This window comes from Pasteurella skyensis (genome assembly GCF_013377295.1).
GTDB classification, from domain to species: domain Bacteria; phylum Pseudomonadota; class Gammaproteobacteria; order Enterobacterales; family Pasteurellaceae; genus Phocoenobacter; species Phocoenobacter skyensis.
In genome coordinates this window covers 300,231-317,757 of record NZ_CP016180.1, presented here as the reverse complement: position 1 = coordinate 317,757, position 17,527 = coordinate 300,231, and the positions used below count along the sequence as shown (strand labels likewise).

Sequence of the window (17,527 nt, the reverse complement as noted above, 5' to 3'; positions counted from 1 at the left end):
AAAGTGGTAAATTGCATTTGCTCTACGAGAGCAAGTAAACATAATTGGATAAAAATTTGCAAATTTTAATCAACATCTTACCGCTTATACTAAAGTTTTCAACTCCATATACCCTGCATAACCACATTTACTACAAATCCGCCAACGACAAGCCATACTAACACTAAAGATCCTAAAATAAAGGGTTTTAAACCAGCTTGCTTTACTGACTCAATTCGTGTGGTTAAACCCAATGCAGACATTGCCATCATCAATAAAATATTATCTAATGTCACTAACACACTGACAATTTGCTCATTTAATAATTCAAAAGAATTAAAAATCGCAATGCCGATAAAATAGACCGCAAACCAAGGAATAATCAGTTTATTTTTAGCATCACCTTTAGTTAAAAAATAAGATAATGCAAATAAAAATGGGGCTAACATCATCACTCGAATCATTTTAGTAATGACCGCATTATCAGCAACCACAGAATTAATATTTCCACCAGCTGCATACACTTGCGCTACTTCGTGTACTGATGAACCAATATAAATACCAAATTGGTGCTGTGATAAATAATTCGCCAAATAAGGATACATTATTGGATATAGAAACATACTGATTGTGCCAAAAATAACAATAACCGCAATCGCCACAGTAACTTTGTGAGATTCTGCTTTTACAACGGGTTCTGCTGCCATTATTGCCGCTGCGCCACAAATACTACAACCTGTTGCTGTTAGTTGTACCGTTTGTTTATCCATTTTAAGTAAATAAATGCCAATCCAAAGAGTAATAAAAAAAGTCGTGACTAACATAACTGCATCACTTGCTATCGCATTGACTCCAACAGAATGAATATCTGCTAATGTAATTTTAAAACCATACAATATAATTCCTGTTCTTAACAATGTCCCTTTAGAAAATATAACACCTTGATTTGTATAAGGTTCTATTTTAGAAAACAGTGTGTTACCAATAATAATTCCAATCACAATTGCAAGGGTTAAGGCCGAAAAGTGGATTTGTGTAAAAAATTCACTCTGAGATAAAAAATAAGCAATACTCGTAATAACTCCCACCAATAATAGCCCTAATATCATATTTTTATTTTTCATTTTTTCCCCTTAATAATTACAAATATAATGCCATTACTACCGCATTTTCTTTGTTACCCGTTACTGTTGGATAATAATTTTTACGAATATCAACTTCTACAAAATCTAACCTTTGGTATAAATGAATCGCTGTTTGATTACTTTCTCTTACTTCAAGCCATAAAGTCACTATACCTTGTTGTTTTAATTGTAAAATTAACTCTTCAAGTAACCGCTTGCCATATCCTTTACCTTGAAAAATAGGATCAATTGCAATATTAAACAAAGTGGCTTCATCTAATGTTTTGTAACAAATAGCAAAACCCACAATTTGATCATTCTCTATTAATTTAAGGTTTAGATAACGCTCGCCCTGATTATTTAATAACGTCCCTTTTGACCAAGGCACTAAATGTGCTTTTTGTTCAATTTCAAATAAAAGATCAAAATCTTCAGGCTGAATAACAGTAATCATACATTTTCTTTTGGTTGACAAAGTGGTTCTATTTGTTGCCAAAATTGGCGTTTATAAGCTAAAGTTGCAAGATCTTGCCAACTATTATTTTTCCAAATCGTTAAATTTGCAAATTTTTCACTTAATGTGACCGCTTGTTTTTCATTTTGAATAATCCATAAAATAGGTTGATGATCAAAACTCAAACGCAGTGACTGCTCATAACTGACCCATTGATAATCCTGCTTTGATAGTTGTAAACTATACAAAATATCTTGAAATAATCCTGTTGATTGATAATCACCATCACTCACAACAATTAACTTAATCTCTTCCGATAAACGAATCTGAGCATCGCCTTTCAAAACTTGCGGTTTTGTTAGCACCCATTGAGTGATATTCATCTCATTTAATAATAAATCTCGCCGATTCATCGTTATTCCTCACAAAAATCATTGGGGAATGGTAGCAAAAGTCGGTACAATGGGGAAATATTATTTATCGTAATTATCAAAATTAGAGAAAGGAATAAAATGTTATCGTCTGAAAGTGAAGTATTAACACGCCATTTAGAATTATTTGAAAATAAAAATGTACTACTTTTTGGCTATATGCAAGATCAATTTGCACAAAAAATTAAATCACAAGCAAAAAATGTGGCAATATTTAGCAGCTACTTTGATTTTGTAAGCCAAAATAAAGGCGTAGAATTTGGAATTAAATGCAATCAGCAAGCCGATTTAGGCGTTTTTTACTGGACAAAAAACAAACAAGAGTGTCAATTTCAATTATTACAATGGCTCTCCACAACACAAGTAGGACAAGAGCTGTTAATTATTGGCGAAAATCGTAGCGGTGTACGTTCAGTCGAAAAAATGCTGTCTGATTTTGGACATATTGCCAAAATTGACTCTGCTCGCCGTTGCGGATTATATCACTTTGAATTAACACAAGTGCCTGATTTTAATTGTAAAAACTTTTGGAAATCATACCGCTTACCTTTTGCTGATTTAACCATTGCAACACTCCCTGCGGTATTTAGTTCAGCAGATTTAGATATGGGAACAAAATTATTACTTTCGACTTTCCATAAAGCGGACGGAATCAAAGGAAAAACCTTAGATTTGGGTTGCGGTGCAGGTGTTATTGGTGCATTCTTAAAACAGTTATTTCCTAAAATTAAGCTCACAATGTCAGATATTCACGCAATGGCGTTAGAATCAAGTGAGCGTACTCTGAGTGAAAATAACTTAGAAGGAAAAGTGGTTGCGAGTAATGTTTTTTCACATATTGAAGAGCGTTTCGATTTAATAGTGTCTAATCCTCCTTTCCACGATGGTGTAGAAACTGCCTATAAAACCGTTGAAAACTTAATTATAGAAGCTAAAAATCATCTCACTCGAGGTGGAGAATTACGTATTGTTGCAAATAGCCACTTACCTTATGAAGATTTATTGGATCAAAGCTTTGGTTCACATAAAATATTAGCTAAAACGAATAAATTTAAGGTGTATTCAGTAAGGAATTAATGACTATCCATTCCCGAACCCTGAGCTTGTCGATGGGTTAGGGAATGAATTAGGAATCTAGTTATGTGCGTAAACATCTATTGCTTCGATACTGATACTTCGACAGGCTCAGTAACCGAACTCAACAACTGATGTTCTCGTAGAGAGAAGACTAAGGCTGAAAAAACATTCGGTTGCTTTGTACGATATAATTAACTTTTTGCAAATTTTTATCAACATCATACCGCTTGATTTTTATACTTACCTTATTTTTACTCTGCAATATGATTTTTATACGCCAACAATGTATTTTCCATTAACATAGCCACTGTCATCAAGCCTACGCCACCAGGTACAGGTGTAATAAAACTGGCTTTTTGCCGCGCTGTTTCAAACTCAATATCGCCAACGAGTTTACCATTCTCTAAACGGTTAATTCCTACATCAAACACTATCGCCCCCTCTTTTATCCACTCACCAGAGATAAATTCAGGTTTACCTACTGCCACAACTAAAATATCAGCTTGCCTTATATGTTGTTCTAAATTGGCAGTAAAACGATGGGTTACCGTTGTTGTACAGCCTGCCAATAAGAATTCTAATGCCATTGGACGACCCACAATATTTGACGCCCCAACAATGACGGCGTGCTTACCTCTAATTTCCTGCCCTGTATACTCAAGTAATTTCATCACACCATAAGGGGTACAAGAGCGTAAAGTAGGTATCCGTTGACACAAACGTCCTACATTATAAGGGTGGAAACCATCCACGTCTTTGGTAGGTAAAATAGCTTCAATAATTTTAGTAGTATCAATATGCTTAGGCAACGGTAGCTGAACTAAAATTCCATCAACAGTATTATCATCATTAAGCTGTGAAATTAAAGTCAGCAGTGCCTGCTCTGATGTTGAATCTGGTAAATCATAAGATTTAGATACAATACCCAACGCTTCACAACTTTTTCGTTTACTTTTCACATAAACCTGTGAAGCAGGATCCAGTCCGACTAAAATAACGGCAAGACAAGGTGAACGATAGCCTTGCTTAACATAATAATGCACCTGTTCAGCAATTTTCTGCTTAATTTGTGAAGCAACTATTTTTCCTGAAATAACTTGAGCTGACATTTAATGCTCCTTGTTTTAATATTATTTTATTTTGTTATTCTCTCAAAAAAGTAATGATTTGATAAGTAATAAATACAAAAGTGAATAAATATCAAGCGACTAAAAGGAAATTAGTAAAAAAGGATTGACGGATTTTAATCAGAAACTATAATGTTGCACATTGTCGGCGAGTAGCGCAGCTTGGTAGCGCAACTGGTTTGGGACCAGTGGGTCGTAGGTTCGAATCCTATCTCGCCGACCACTTTCTTTCATCCTATTTAATGCGCCCTTAGCTCAGTTGGATAGAGCAACGGCCTTCTAAGCCGTAGGTCATTGGTTCGAATCCAATAGGGCGTGCCATATTTTATATTTCATCGCATTATACTCACCTATAAGTTAAGTTATTCGCCCTTACAGTTAATTCTTATATTAAATATTAAAGCAAAAAATACCGAAAAAACGTTCAATATTGATGAGTTTAACAAAGAAATTGCAAAAACAGTCAAAAATAGTACCGCTTTGCATAGTGAAATTAATAAAATTATAGCGAAAATAGCGGCGGAAAAATAATATTTTCTTCCATTATAGATATAATAACGGAAGAAAATGTTGATTTCCTTCCGTTATTGTAAGAATATAGGAAGAAATATATAATTTTAGGAAAAGATATGAATTTAACCCCTGATTGTCCAGTAAAACCATTACCCTTTGATGAAATTTTTGAGAAAATTGAAACAAAAGCAATATTAAAAAAACTTGCGATAGCACACCGTTCTCTTGCAGAGTTAAAAGGGGTTGTGCAGTCTATTCCTAATCAAACTATTTTAATTAATACACTCTCTCTACAAGAAGCTAAACACAGTAGTGAAATTGAAAATATTATTACAACGCAAGATGAACTTTACCAAGCAGATTTATCAGAATTTTCCACATTCAATCCTGCGGTTAAAGAAGTACAACGCTACAGTTATGCGTTAAACAGTGGATTTAATCTCATTAAACAAGAACAAATTATTCGTCTCAACACACTTTTGATGGTTCAAGAACAATTAGAGCATAATAATGCAGGTCTACGTGCCATATCAGGAACAGCATTAAAAAACGCCTATACAGGCAAAACTGTTTATACGCCACCACAACATAAAAATGATATTATCCTATTGATGGAAAATTTGATTGAATTTATCAATACAGAAGATCGCTTTGAACTTGATCCTTTAACTAAAATGGCGATTATTCACCATCAATTTGAAAGTATTCACCCTTTTTATGATGGTAATGGCAGAACTGGACGAATTTTAAATATTCTTTATCTTGTAAAGGAAAATTTATTAGATATTCCAATATTATATTTAAGTCGCTACCTTATTGAAAATAAATCAGACTATTATACTCTTTTACAAGCAGTTAGAGATTCTCAAAACTGGGAAGATTGGGTGCAATATATCCTTAATGCAATTATTGAAACAGCTCAATCAACCATTGAATTAGTCAAACAAATTAAAATTTTAATGCAAAATTTCAAAAATCAATTCCGCAGTGAATTACCGAAAATTTATAGCCAAGATTTGCTCAATCAATTATTTATGCACCCTTATTCAAAAATAGCCTTTATTCAAAATCATCTTGGTGTCAGTGATAAAACAGCAAAGCGTTACCTTGATGAATTATGCCGAATTGGATTATTGAAAAAAGAAAAAATTGGGCGAGAAAATTTTTATATCAACTACGCTTTATTTGATCTATTTATCAAATATTAAATGAGAAAATAAACAGACTCAATCTGCAACATTTAACCAATAAACAAAGAGTCTTCCAGAAAATTTCTGCTTTTATAGAAAAATTTAAAGGAATTGGGAGAAAGATTTAGAAAAATAATAAGCGGTAAGATTTTGAATAAAAAATTTGCAAAAAAGTGATTTTATCTTACCGCTTACATCAAAATCCACAAGTTATCCCAACGCTTCCAATAGCTTCTTATGAATACCACCAAAAGCACCATTACTCATTACTAAAATATGATCCGTTGGCTTGGTTTGTGCAATAATCATCTGTACTAATTCATCTAAATCTGCACTCCATTGTGCGGACTGTGTAAGGTTTTTTGTGATCTGCTCAACGCTCCAATCAATATTATCAGGTTGTAAGATAAAAACTTGGTCAGCGTTCGCCAATGCTGGTGCGATCTCATCTTTATGCACGCCCATTTTCATCGTATTTGAACGTGGCTCTAACACCGCTAAAATACGTTGCTCTTTACCCACTTTTCCTCGCAACGCCTCAATGGTCGATTTGATCGCTGTTGGGTGATGGGCAAAATCATCATAAACCGTGACACCATTCACTTGTCCTTTTACCTCCAAACGACGGTTAGCATTCACAAAAGATCCCAACGCATTACAAGCATCAACCACACTAACACCTGCGTGATGACTACTCGCAATCGCCATTAACGCATTGTGCATATTGTGTTTTCCCACCACGTTCCACTGCACTTCGCCCTGTTTTTGTTGCTTATGATAAACCGCAAAATGCGAATAATCTTGGTTCAATGGTTCAGCATACCAATCTTGTTCTTTGCCCACAAATTGCAATGCACTGTAGTTTCCCATATCCAACATTTGCTGAACATTTTGTTCCTCTTTATGAGATAAAATCACGCCATTTTGTGGCATTGCTCGTACCATATGATGAAATTGTCGCTGAATCGCTTTCAAATCATCAAAAATATCAGCGTGATCAAATTCTAAATTATTCACGATTAAGGTTTTTGGATTGTAATGTACAAATTTAGAGCGTTTATCAAAAAAGGCACTGTCATATTCATCGGCTTCAATTACAAAGAATTTGCTTGATCCTAAACGTGCTGAAATCCCAAAATTTCCTGCAATTCCCCCCACTAAAAAGCCTGTATCAATACCATTTTTATCTAAAATCCACGCTAACATTCCCGTTGTCGTCGTTTTACCGTGCGTGCCTGACACTGCCAACACCCAACGATCTTTTAATAAATGATCGTGTAGCCACTGTGGTGCAGAGGTAAAATTCAATTGATTATTTAACACATATTCCACGCAAGGATTGCCACGACGCATTGCATTACCGATAATCACCATATCTGGCTTTGGATCAAGCTGTGCCACATCATAATTAGGAATAATCTCAATACCACTTTTCTCCAAAAAAGTACTCATCGGCGGATAAACGTTGGTATCTGAACCAGTAACCTTATAGCCCAGTTCACGAGCGATAATTGCAATCCCTCCCATAAAAGTGCCACAAATACCTAAAATATGAATATGTTGTTGTTTCATTTTAAATTCCTGATTTTATAAAAACTTGTAAATTTTGTTCTAAATATAACCGCTTGTTTCTTGCTATAATATCTCAACACCGCTCACTGAGTCTGCGGTTGGTGAGCTTGTCGAACCATCGAAGTGTAAGGTGTTTTACACTATTTTAATTCAGTGAACGTTTCTCCCCTTCGATATTTCGACAGGCTCAATAACCGAGTTTAGAAAGCCGAAACGGATAACTAATCTATTGCTACAATATCTCAGCACCGATCACTGAGCTTATCAAATATAAAAGTACGATTGCTGAGCCTGTCGAAGCATAAGTACTTTTATACCAAACACCTTTTCTGATTAGTGGCTTAACTCCAATTTATGTTTACACTTCCTACAAATATAACTTCGCCCTTTTTGCTGTATCGCATTATGGCGTTTTACAGTTAGTAAATGAATTTGGCAAGCACACTTATATTGAAAAGTTTGCCTAACTGAACCTAATTCAAATTGATGGCAGGTTTCTGCTGGCACACCAAAAACCTGCTCCATTACGCCTTGCCACTCTTTGCCGTGTGGTTTTACTTTACCGAACTGTTGATAAACAATAATATGCGCTAATTCGTGTGGCACGACATTTTTGATAAACTCATCGCTGTTTTCTTGTAATAAAACAGGATTAAAGCGAATTTCATTGCGTTGTAAATATGCCACACCCGCCTTTGCACCACGCACCTTGTAATTCACCTGCGGTGTAATAAATTCTTTCTCAAAATACGTATTGGCTAAAGCTAATGTTTGCTTTAATTTACGCTGAACTTGTATTTTTAATATTCGCAATTCTGTCATTATTTAATTGCTATTTATACAAGTAGCCAGTAATTGCTTTGCTTCTGTTGTTAGGCTTTTTTCTCGTTGCCACTTATGAGCAAATGTGCGAATTTTTTTATGATGTTTACAATTAGCCTTGAATGACCAATCAGCAGAAAAAAGAGTCATCAAATAAAATGCATCTTGATTAGTTTGTGTCTTTTTATTATCAAGATATTGCTTAACTTCTTTAAATTTAATTGCTTGATCAAAAATTTTTCTTACATATTTATCTTCGCCAGTTGCAAAAAAGCTAGACCACCATATATCCAACTTCATAGAAACGACAATTTCATCATTTGCTACAAATTGACTAAATTCTGACTGAGAATTCCGTAATTGTTTCACTAATTCTGGATAAAAATCTTGATTAATTTTCCAACCATATTTTTGTGAAACAGCATTAGCCCACACTACCATAATAGGAATTTTAGTGGTCTTTCCATATAAAGCCATCATACCTTGCTGTATTTCATCAAAACGTTGCTGTTGTGGATTTTGATAAAAACTCATCATTTTTTGACCTAATTGATTAACATCAGTTATTGCAGTAGCAAAACTCATTTGTGAACAAAATATAGAAAGAATGACTATACAATATTTAATTTGTTTCAACATTTCATACTCCTATGTTTAACGTATTAATATGTTTACAATAAATTTAATGCTCTAAAATTCCTGTCGCACAAGCAAACGCTGACGACCACGCCCATTGAAAATTATATCCACCGAGCCAGCCCGTTACATCAAGCACTTCACCAATAAAATAAAGCCCTTTTGTTTGTTTCGCTTCCATTGTTTTTGATGAGATAAAATTGGTATCCACGCCCCCTTTCGTCACTTCGGCGGTGCGATAACCTTCTGTACCATTTGGAACAAATTGCCAATGATGAATAAATGGCTCTAAATGAGTTAATTCCACCTTACTTAAATCCGCAATGATTTTTTCTTTTAATAATTTTTGTTCAAACCATAGTTCAACTAATTTTTTAGGAAGATGGCGACACAACACGCTTTTTAATTGTAATTTCGGCGAAGATTGACGAAGTTCGCTTAAAATATCAAAAATAGATGCAGTCGGTAATAAATCAATTTCGACACTTTCGCCCAATTCCCAATAGTTAGAAATTTGTAACATTGCAGGGCCTGATAATCCACGATGGGTAAATAACATTTGGTTTGAAAAAGATTGCTCACCACAAGTTGCAGTAACAGGTAACGCAATTCCTGAAAGGGCAATCAATACTTTATCTTTTTCTTTATAAGTAAAAGGAACAAGACTAGCACGAGGTGCTAAAACAGGAATATTAAACTGCTCGGCTATTTGATACCCAAAAGGTGTCGCACCCAATGCTGGCATTGATAAGCCACCTGTTGCGATAACCACATTTTCTGTTTGATAAGTGTCACTAGCGGTACGAATATGATAAAAATTTGCAAATTTTTCTAAAGATGTGACCGCTTGTCTTAATTGAATATTAACATTACCACTTTTATCGCATTCTGCTTTCAACATTGCCACAATCTGCTCTGCGCCATCATCACAAAACAGTTGTCCTAGCTCTTTTTCGTGATAGGAAATGCTGTAACTTACCACCATTGAGATAAAATCCCACTGGGTATAACGAGCAAGTGCTGATTTTACAAAGTGAGGATTTTGGCACAGATAGTGGTGTGGTGAAATTTCCATATTGGTAAAATTACAATTTCCACCACCAGACATCAAGATTTTGCGTCCTAATTTTTTGCCATTATCTAGCACAACGACCGATTTGCCCCCTTGCCCTAGCTGACTGGCACAAAAAAGCCCTGCTGCACCTGCACCGATAATGACGACATCAACATTTTTCATCAATTAAATATCCTGTCTTGGAACACAATTTTGATACCCAAACTGTCGCCACGCTTCATATACCACAACAGAAACAGAATTTGATAAGTTCATACTACGACTGTCTTTACACATTGGAATGCGGATTTTTTGGTTCATTGGTAAGCCATCTAAAATTGCTTTTGGAATGCCACGACTTTCAGGACCAAACATCAAAAAATCACCCAATTCATAGTTTACATCACTATGATTTGGTTCACCTTTAGTGGTTAAAGCAAATAGACGTTTAGGTTTGGCTCGCACCATAAAATCATCAAAGGAAGTATATCTTTGAATATCCACAAATTCCCGATAGTCCAACCCACTACGGCGTAATTTTTTATCATCCCACGTAAAACCAAAGGGTTCAATCATATGTAAACGAAAACCAGCATTGGCACACAAACGGATAATATTACCACTATTTTGTGGAATTTCAGGTTCAAATAAAACGATATCTAACATTATTTTCTCTTTGATATATTTATGTTATTCAACGAATGATTTTACCCAGATAAAGTAACAGAATCAACGCCATTATCGTAATATAAGTTAGATTATAAATTGAAATAAAAAATACGGTAAATTTTCAACAAACTTACCGTATTCTAGCTATAATTCTTCTAATTATTACTTTATAGTACCATCATTAGTGCTATGCCCAACCTCTTCGTTAACAAGCGAAATATGGCGAAAAGCTTCTAACAATTCATCTTTATTACTCGCTTTATAAAAATTCTCACTTCCAACACATTTTTTCCAAGTTGCTGTAGCACCAATAGATGCATTAGATGTTGAATAAGCAAACGCAACAAAAGCTATTTTTGTTTTTTTCAATGGAAAATTATTATCTTGCAAAGTATCAATTTTTTCACGAATCCTATCACACAAACCATTATTTATTAACCTAGCAGTTACTTTGGAACTTGCACCAGGAACGGATTCAACCCCATCTGAAAAAATAACGATCGTTCGTTGTGTATTGGTTCCTAAATTTTCAGGTAATGCTTTGGGATCTAAATTTTTCTTCATCATTAAATTAGGGGTAATTAATAATCCAGAACTAGCAAGTGTTTCTGATATAGGGTGAGGAACTATTGAATCAAGAATATTCATTAATTTAGTATTTTCCTTATATTTAAACCAAACTTGTGTAGTATTAATATCTTTTGTTTTACCTAAACAATATCGATTTTTGTCAAAAATAGGGAAGTCTTCTCCTATGCTTTCACCAGTAAAAGAATTGATCATATTAATGGAACCAGAATAATCTACCGCTTCATTAAGTATTCTAGAGATACTGGAAGGCATATTCCATATTTTATATTTCTTTCCATCACCATCTTGATACATAGGATCTTGATACCAAGTTATTTTTCTTCTGAGAATCTCTAAATCACTCCAAATAACATCAAGATCAATCCTAGAGCCAAAAGAATTAGTATCCTCTATAAAAGGGGACGCTGTTACTTTTATATGTCTCTTTCTATATGCATCTCCTATAAATTTATATGGTAATACACATTTTGGAGTTTCCTCTGGTCTCTGCACTCCAAGAGAAAAAAACGTAAAGCCAATACGATTATAAGCACTTGTCTTATAAAAATGTTTAGGGTCTAAGAACTCTTGTGAAAGCTCATTTAATACTTGTTGTAAAACTTGCATTTTTGTAAAAGATGGCATTGATGGTGTTCGATACCCCATAGAACCAGATAGATCCATCACAAGCATTAAATCAGTAGGAGGAATTTCATTACGCGTTTTCATCATATAAAGCGTATTAGCAGCATCAACTTTAACGGTTTGTGCAAAAGTTAAACCAAAATCTTTACCAAGATAAACCCAAGATGGTCGATCAAAGCTACCTTGAATATTACAAATAACTGATTTAGAATTCTTTAATCTATTACAAGTATACTCAAATTCGTCATTAACTTGATTACCTTCCGAATTATAAACCAATGGCATATAACTCCGTACGATCGAGGTAATCATCTCTCTATTGCGCTTATCTTGCTTTGCTTTTAATTCATTATTATTAAATTGCTTGATCTCTTCTTCACTCACTGCTTGACGAGTAACTGCTATGTGTTCTAAAGTTGGACGGCCTATATTATTCTCTGCAATAACTAACAAGCCAGCTTGCTCCATTCCTTGTGTAAAACGAACTTTATCTAATAAAATACCCGATCCATCAACAACTAGAGCCATAAAGCCTAAAAGCACAAAACTCAAAACGGACATCATCACCGTATATACCCCTTGCTCATTTCTCCAAAATTGCAAAAGTATATTTCTACTATGTAGGATAAACTTATAAGCTATATTCATTGATTGCTCCTTCATTATTAATTTTTCATCTATCGACAACCCAATCAACGAGCTACTGCAACAGAAGAAGAACGTAATAAACGACCTGATTGCTCAGATTCGTCTAATACAATTGCCCTAAAAACACTATAAGTTTTAAGACAAACAGTTACTTGATAAAGAGGAATAGTTCGCTTTTCATCAATTTCTGAACGTGGTGCTATTGCTTGTAAAGCATTCAACTCTTTTACTGGAGCACACTGCTCTACATCTCCCAATTTTTTATAAATTGGAAGTGGTTTTTTAGTAGGATCACTACGCCTAAATTGTAGTGATTCTAGTACTACAAAAATCTCACTATCACTTTGTGTATCTCCAAATGCCATATACTTTGCTAATTTTCGAAAATTTGTTACATCTCTATTTCTACTTTTTCCGCCCACATTTCGAGTCTCGGCTAAACCTTCATTACCTTTTCCATATAACTGGGTTCGTTCTCGTAATACATTAACCAAAGAATAAGACATATTATCTAATTTACCAAGATTAGAACGCAACAATGCAAGATCCACCATAAACGCCAACATCAGCGTCAACAAAATAATCATAAATACAAATTCAATTGCCACCGCTCCCTTACTGTTTTTAACAAACAACCTCAGTGGATTACTTTTCTTTAAATTGTGTTCTTTCATATTCTTGTACCATAACAATATCACGAGTGAAGAGAGAGTCTACCATAGGCCCCAAAAAAGGTAACCCAACCAGAAATTTATATTTATATTCTAAATGATAATTTGCAATTGATGCATCTATCCCTGCCGCTGGAATCAAATTTCCCTCACCATCTTTTTTAGGAGCTCTAAATCCTCCAGTTTTTCCCTCAAATCCCTTGATTAAATCATCAATTGAATCAGCATAGTTTACTTTAACATCAATAGAAATATTCTCTGGTACAAATAATGCCATATTATGGCCTTCCCTTAATTGATGTTGTTTAATCAACTCTTTTTTGAGTAACTTCGCATAATCACCATCAGGAGCAGGCTGACTTCTCGTTAAACGAATACCTTCAGAAATAGTTAAATCCCAATAAGCAGATAATAATGCAATACGACCAAATTCAAAAATCAAAAACACTACTGTAAAGAAAAAACCAATAGTAAGAGTAAATTCAACACTAGACACCCCTTTTTTATTAGTAAAAAAGTTATATAATTTTTGAGGTAATTGACCCATTGTATCATCTCCCTATAGACTATTATTAATGAACCATTAACCTTGTAGAGGCTATTTGTGTTCTTCTCAATGCTGTCACAAGACTTTCTGGAGAAGTGTTTAACTGCTCTCTTTTGATAATATCAAAAGCATATTTAGTGTCACCTGATTTTACTAATGCAAAAACAAGATTATAAATTAAATGTTGTTGCTTCTGCCCACCCAAATATTGAGGTAACAATAATTGCACAGCATTACGATATTCTCCTTTAATAATCTTTAACATTGCAAGATTATTCAGTGCCGTTGTGTCATTTAAAAAACGTTCTCGAGCTTTCATAAAATCCTGCTCTGCTTGGTCTAATTTTCCTAAATGAGCCAATGCAATTCCCCTTGCATTATAAATATTTGGATTACGAGGAAAGCGTTTCATCAGCTTATTCGCCTCTATTACCGCCTTATGATATCCTCTTTGTTGTACAAGACTTTTTACCTGTAGCAACATTGCTGCTTCCATTATTTTAGGATTTTTGAGTAATGGCTGTAAATAAAGTAATGCTGAAGCACTATCGCCTTTTTGGTAATAACTATCAGCTAATTTATAACGAATTTTCGCATCTTCTTGATTCTTTAACACAGCTCGATAAAGAGAAATTAAGCCATCATAATTTGATGTGGACTGATATAACTTTTCTTTAGAAAAAATATTATCAGGAGTGAGATGTTGAGCCTTTCGTGAATGCTGTTTCAAACCCACACAGCCACTTAACATAAGAATCGTGAATATAGCTATTATTTTTTTAAAATACATTTGCAAGAACCCTCATTGCCCCTGGGGCTAAAATTAAAATTACAATAGGAAACATAATAAAAGCGATAAGAGGAATACTCATTTTAGCTGAAAGAGTTCCTAAGCGCTCCTCAATAGCCAGTAATTGCAATTCCCGAATATCTGTAGATAACTGAATCAACTGCCCATAAATAGAAGAACCAAAATTTAAACTTTGCTGTAATACCGTAGTAAACATTCGAATTTCTCTTGTTGGTAACGAAATCGCTAATTCATCTAATGCTGCACTCAAACTGGTAATTTCAGCTTTGCGAATAATACGCAACATAACGTAAGCCAAATCAGGATTGAGCCTTTTAAAGTCCTTTGCAACTTGTTTCAATGCCATATCAATTGTCATACCTGTCTGAACACATACTGCAACCAAATCAATAAAATTAGGTAAATCGACCATAATTAACTTAATTTTTTTCTTTAAAATTACCCCGCTCACTATATTAGGAATTAATATGACTACAATAAAAATACCTGCAAACACCATAAAAAGATCTGTTGATTCACCTCCTTGTTGCAAAAAATAGTAAACTCCAAATATACTGGATGTGATCAACAACTTTAATACAATATTTTTATCCAAATCCCCCAGTTTTTTCAATAAACTACTACTATTAATAAGCAATAACTCCATTTCTGCTTGTTGTTTATTTTTTTTATTTTTTTGCTCTTCTTTAGTTTTTTCCTTTGGGTGAATTCCAGTAAGCAGATCTTTTTGGTGTTGTAGTTTATTTTTTCCTAAAAAAGCAAATACAAGGAGCATAATGCCAATACACAAAAAAGAAATATAAAACAATAAGATTGGCTTCATTAAGTTGCTCTCCTCATCAACCACCAAACAATGAAGATACCCACAAACTCACTGCCCAATACATAATAGAGGATAATACGACCATTAGGATCATTAATTACAAAATCAAAATTTTCTGGCATCATCATTTTCATAAAAATGAAAAAGCAAAAAGGGAAAGAAGAAACAATCATTGCAGAAATACGAGCTTCTGATGTCATCGCTTTCTTTTTCTGCTCCATTTTCCGACTATCTGCAATCACTCGTCCTAAACGACTAATAACTTCCCTCATTTGCCCACCTTTTTCAAGATTGACTCTTATAATAATAATAAAGAAATAAAATTCTTTATAAGGATAACGTGTATAACTATCCTCAAGTACAGAAGAGGCATCTTCTCCAATTGCCAATCGCTTATTTATTTTTTTAAACTCATCGCCTAATTGACCAGAAATATCTTTACCACAACGTTCTAACGCTTGTAACAGACCAGCTCCAGCCGTAGTTGCACTATTTAATATTTGAATAACTTCTGGAAAAGAATTCTCAAAAATAATACGATTACGCCTCTGTCCCCATTTCCAAACAACAATAATCATTATTATAAAAAATAATGGTATAAATATATTACGATCTAATTTGATATAAGCATAATTAACATAAAAACCAGCAAGAAAAATAATACAACTAATAAAAACATTACGTATCAAATTTTGTGGTTTTCCTCCTACAAAATAAAATTTCCATAACACCAAGTTTGCTACTAACTTTTTCCAAAATGAAGCCAAAGAGCTAGGACTACTATCTATTGCATTAATTTTCTTTTTAGTAGTAAAGAAATTGATTGTTGTATAAACAATCAACAACACCCCAAAAGTAAAAATTAAATAATACAAAATCATTGCTCTACATCTCCTGCAAAGAGGCTTTGTAGTTCAGCACTTAAATTAAATATCTGAGCATTTTGAGCAACAATAGAGTGAGATAACAAACCATGCGATACAAAATTACCAATAATTTTCCCTTCTACAGTGCGCTCTCTAGTTGGCTGGTAAGAAAAAATATCCTGTAATACTACTTGCCCACTTTCCATCCCCATAACTTCAGTAATATTAGTTACCTTTCTTGAACCATCATTTAAACGAGAAGCTTGGACAATGATATTAACTGCAGAAGAAATATTACGGCGAATGGCCTCAAGTGGTAAATTTGCATTGGACATCATTACCATTGACTCAAGACGAGCAAGCGCATCCCTCGGATTATTGGCATGCAAAGTAGACATTGAACCATCGTGTCCAGTATTCATTGCTTGTAGCATTTGAAAAGCCTCTGCACCACGACACTCTCCCACGATAATTCGTTCTGGACGCATACGCAACGCATTAATAACTAAATCCTGCATCGAAACTTCCCCAGTATGCTCAACCCCTGCAACCCTTGTTTCAAGTCTTACTACGTGAGGCTGGTCTAATTTTAACTCTGCCGTATCTTCTAATGTAATCACCCGCTCTGTATGAGAAATATAGCTAGACAAAGCATTCAATAAGGTTGTTTTCCCTGAACCAGTACCACCAGAAACAATAATATTAACCCTAGAACGTGCTGCAATAATCAAAAAGTTAGCCATTTGCAATGTCATTGAACCAAAGCCAACTAATTCTTGTAACGATTTTTTAGCCTTACTAAACTTACGAATTGATATAGATGTCCCATCTAACGCAATTGGAGGCACCACTACATTTAAACGGCTACCATCTGGTAAACGAGAATCCACAAGCGGAGAACTATCATCAATACGACGTCCAACTAAGGAAACCAAACGACGAGCAATATCAGTCAATTGCTCATTATTAATAAATGTTTTATTGGTTTTTTCTAAAATGCCTGCTCGCTCAACCCACACATCATCTGGACCATTAACTAAAATATCATTAATACCATCATCTTCCATCAACTCCCGCAAAGGACCATAGCCAAGAATTTCATCAGCAATCATTTCTGCCATTAAATTGACATCTGCACCGGTAAGATAATTCTTAGTCTTGGCTGTTACTTGATGAACGACTTGTACCAATTCATCAATCAATTTATCTCTTCTATCTCTAACCAGATCGAGCTTTTCTATATCTAGGTTACTTAAAATTTCTTCCCGAAAAAATATTTGTTGTTCTTTTGTTAACAT

Annotated in this window: 18 protein-coding genes and 2 tRNA genes; 4 read left to right on the top strand and 16 right to left on the bottom strand. The window is 34.3% G+C overall.

The genetic code is table 11. The features are described 5' to 3' along the window. Positions 1–98: 98 nt before the first annotated feature. From A6B44_RS01480 to A6B44_RS01470, 3 genes are read right to left on the bottom strand one after another with little or no spacing between them, the layout of a single operon-like run. On the bottom strand, positions 99–1,103 hold the full coding sequence (locus A6B44_RS01480; RefSeq protein WP_090921669.1) for a YeiH family protein: 1,005 nt from the start codon (positions 1,101–1,103) through the stop codon (positions 99–101). 16 nt (positions 1,104–1,119) lie between these two features. Next, positions 1,120–1,557: a ribosomal protein S18-alanine N-acetyltransferase gene (gene rimI, locus A6B44_RS01475; protein WP_090921667.1), complete on the bottom strand. Its 438-nt coding sequence runs from the start codon at positions 1,555–1,557 to the stop codon at positions 1,120–1,122. Continuing rightward, positions 1,554–1,970, bottom strand: a complete 417-nt coding sequence (locus tag A6B44_RS01470; protein WP_090921666.1) for a DNA polymerase III subunit psi — start codon at positions 1,968–1,970, stop codon at positions 1,554–1,556. The genes rimI and A6B44_RS01470 overlap by 4 nt, the downstream gene beginning before the upstream one ends. Positions 1,971–2,069: 99 nt before the next feature. On the opposite strand from A6B44_RS01470, the gene rsmC reads away from it, so the two are divergent. Beyond that, positions 2,070–3,065, top strand: coding sequence for a 16S rRNA (guanine(1207)-N(2))-methyltransferase RsmC (gene rsmC / locus A6B44_RS01465; RefSeq protein ID WP_090921664.1), 996 nt, complete (start codon positions 2,070–2,072; stop codon positions 3,063–3,065). Positions 3,066–3,316: 251 nt separating this feature from the next. On the opposite strand, the gene folD is transcribed toward rsmC, so the two are convergent. Then, positions 3,317–4,174 (bottom strand): bifunctional methylenetetrahydrofolate dehydrogenase/methenyltetrahydrofolate cyclohydrolase FolD, encoded by an 858-nt coding sequence (gene folD / locus A6B44_RS01460; RefSeq protein ID WP_090921662.1) that lies wholly within the window; start codon positions 4,172–4,174, stop codon positions 3,317–3,319. Positions 4,175–4,338: 164 nt separating this feature from the next. Between folD and A6B44_RS01455 the strand changes: the two genes are divergently transcribed. The 3 genes from A6B44_RS01455 to A6B44_RS01445 all read left to right on the top strand — a co-directional run bounded on the left by A6B44_RS01455 (position 4,339) and on the right by A6B44_RS01445 (position 5,913). Beyond that, positions 4,339–4,415: transfer RNA gene (locus A6B44_RS01455), tRNA-Pro, on the top strand. 21 nt (positions 4,416–4,436) lie between these two features. Next, positions 4,437–4,513, top strand: a tRNA-Arg gene (locus tag A6B44_RS01450). Between the two features lie 308 nt (positions 4,514–4,821). After that, positions 4,822–5,913, top strand: coding sequence for a Fic family protein (locus tag A6B44_RS01445; protein WP_090921660.1), 1,092 nt, complete (start codon positions 4,822–4,824; stop codon positions 5,911–5,913). A 192-nt stretch (positions 5,914–6,105) separates the two neighbouring features. Here the strand turns inward: A6B44_RS01445 and mpl are convergent, their stop codons facing one another. The 12 genes from mpl to A6B44_RS01385 all read right to left on the bottom strand — a co-directional run bounded on the left by mpl (position 6,106) and on the right by A6B44_RS01385 (position 17,527). Further along, on the bottom strand, positions 6,106–7,467 hold the full coding sequence (gene mpl, locus A6B44_RS01440) for a UDP-N-acetylmuramate:L-alanyl-gamma-D-glutamyl-meso-diaminopimelate ligase (protein WP_090921657.1): 1,362 nt from the start codon (positions 7,465–7,467) through the stop codon (positions 6,106–6,108). 333 nt (positions 7,468–7,800) lie between these two features. After that, positions 7,801–8,289: a SprT family zinc-dependent metalloprotease gene (locus A6B44_RS01435; protein WP_090921655.1), complete on the bottom strand. Its 489-nt coding sequence runs from the start codon at positions 8,287–8,289 to the stop codon at positions 7,801–7,803. Between the two features lie 3 nt (positions 8,290–8,292). Next, positions 8,293–8,928: a hypothetical protein gene (locus A6B44_RS01430; RefSeq protein WP_090921653.1), complete on the bottom strand. Its 636-nt coding sequence runs from the start codon at positions 8,926–8,928 to the stop codon at positions 8,293–8,295. A 43-nt stretch (positions 8,929–8,971) separates the two neighbouring features. Then, positions 8,972–10,162 carry a BaiN/RdsA family NAD(P)/FAD-dependent oxidoreductase gene (locus A6B44_RS01425; protein ID WP_090921651.1) on the bottom strand — a complete coding sequence of 397 codons (1,191 nt, stop codon included), beginning with the start codon at positions 10,160–10,162 and terminating at the stop codon, positions 8,972–8,974. 3 nt (positions 10,163–10,165) lie between these two features. Then, complete coding sequence (gene trmL / locus A6B44_RS01420) at positions 10,166–10,645, bottom strand: tRNA (uridine(34)/cytosine(34)/5-carboxymethylaminomethyluridine(34)-2'-O)-methyltransferase TrmL (protein ID WP_090921649.1); 480 nt, start codon at positions 10,643–10,645, stop codon at positions 10,166–10,168. A 165-nt stretch (positions 10,646–10,810) separates the two neighbouring features. Beyond that, on the bottom strand, positions 10,811–12,511 hold the full coding sequence (locus A6B44_RS01415) for a TadE/TadG family type IV pilus assembly protein (RefSeq protein WP_090921647.1): 1,701 nt from the start codon (positions 12,509–12,511) through the stop codon (positions 10,811–10,813). Between the two features lie 44 nt (positions 12,512–12,555). Beyond that, on the bottom strand, positions 12,556–13,185 hold the full coding sequence (gene tadF / locus A6B44_RS01410; RefSeq protein WP_090921645.1) for a tight adherence pilus pseudopilin TadF: 630 nt from the start codon (positions 13,183–13,185) through the stop codon (positions 12,556–12,558). Then, entirely contained in the window at positions 13,157–13,729 is a 573-nt protein-coding gene (locus tag A6B44_RS01405; protein ID WP_090921643.1) for a TadE/TadG family type IV pilus assembly protein, read from the bottom strand. Before A6B44_RS01405 ends, tadF begins: the two co-directional genes overlap by 29 nt. 25 nt (positions 13,730–13,754) lie before the next feature. Next, a complete protein-coding gene (locus A6B44_RS01400) occupies positions 13,755–14,519 on the bottom strand; it encodes a tetratricopeptide repeat protein (RefSeq protein WP_090921641.1) in 765 nt (254 codons plus the stop codon). Further along, positions 14,509–15,363, bottom strand: coding sequence for a type II secretion system F family protein (locus A6B44_RS01395; RefSeq protein ID WP_090921638.1), 855 nt, complete (start codon positions 15,361–15,363; stop codon positions 14,509–14,511). Before A6B44_RS01395 ends, A6B44_RS01400 begins: the two co-directional genes overlap by 11 nt. Continuing rightward, positions 15,363–16,244 (bottom strand): type II secretion system F family protein, encoded by an 882-nt coding sequence (locus tag A6B44_RS01390; protein ID WP_090921637.1) that lies wholly within the window; start codon positions 16,242–16,244, stop codon positions 15,363–15,365. Before A6B44_RS01390 ends, A6B44_RS01395 begins: the two co-directional genes overlap by 1 nt. Further along, entirely contained in the window at positions 16,241–17,527 is a 1,287-nt protein-coding gene (locus A6B44_RS01385) for a TadA family conjugal transfer-associated ATPase (protein ID WP_090921635.1), read from the bottom strand. Before A6B44_RS01385 ends, A6B44_RS01390 begins: the two co-directional genes overlap by 4 nt.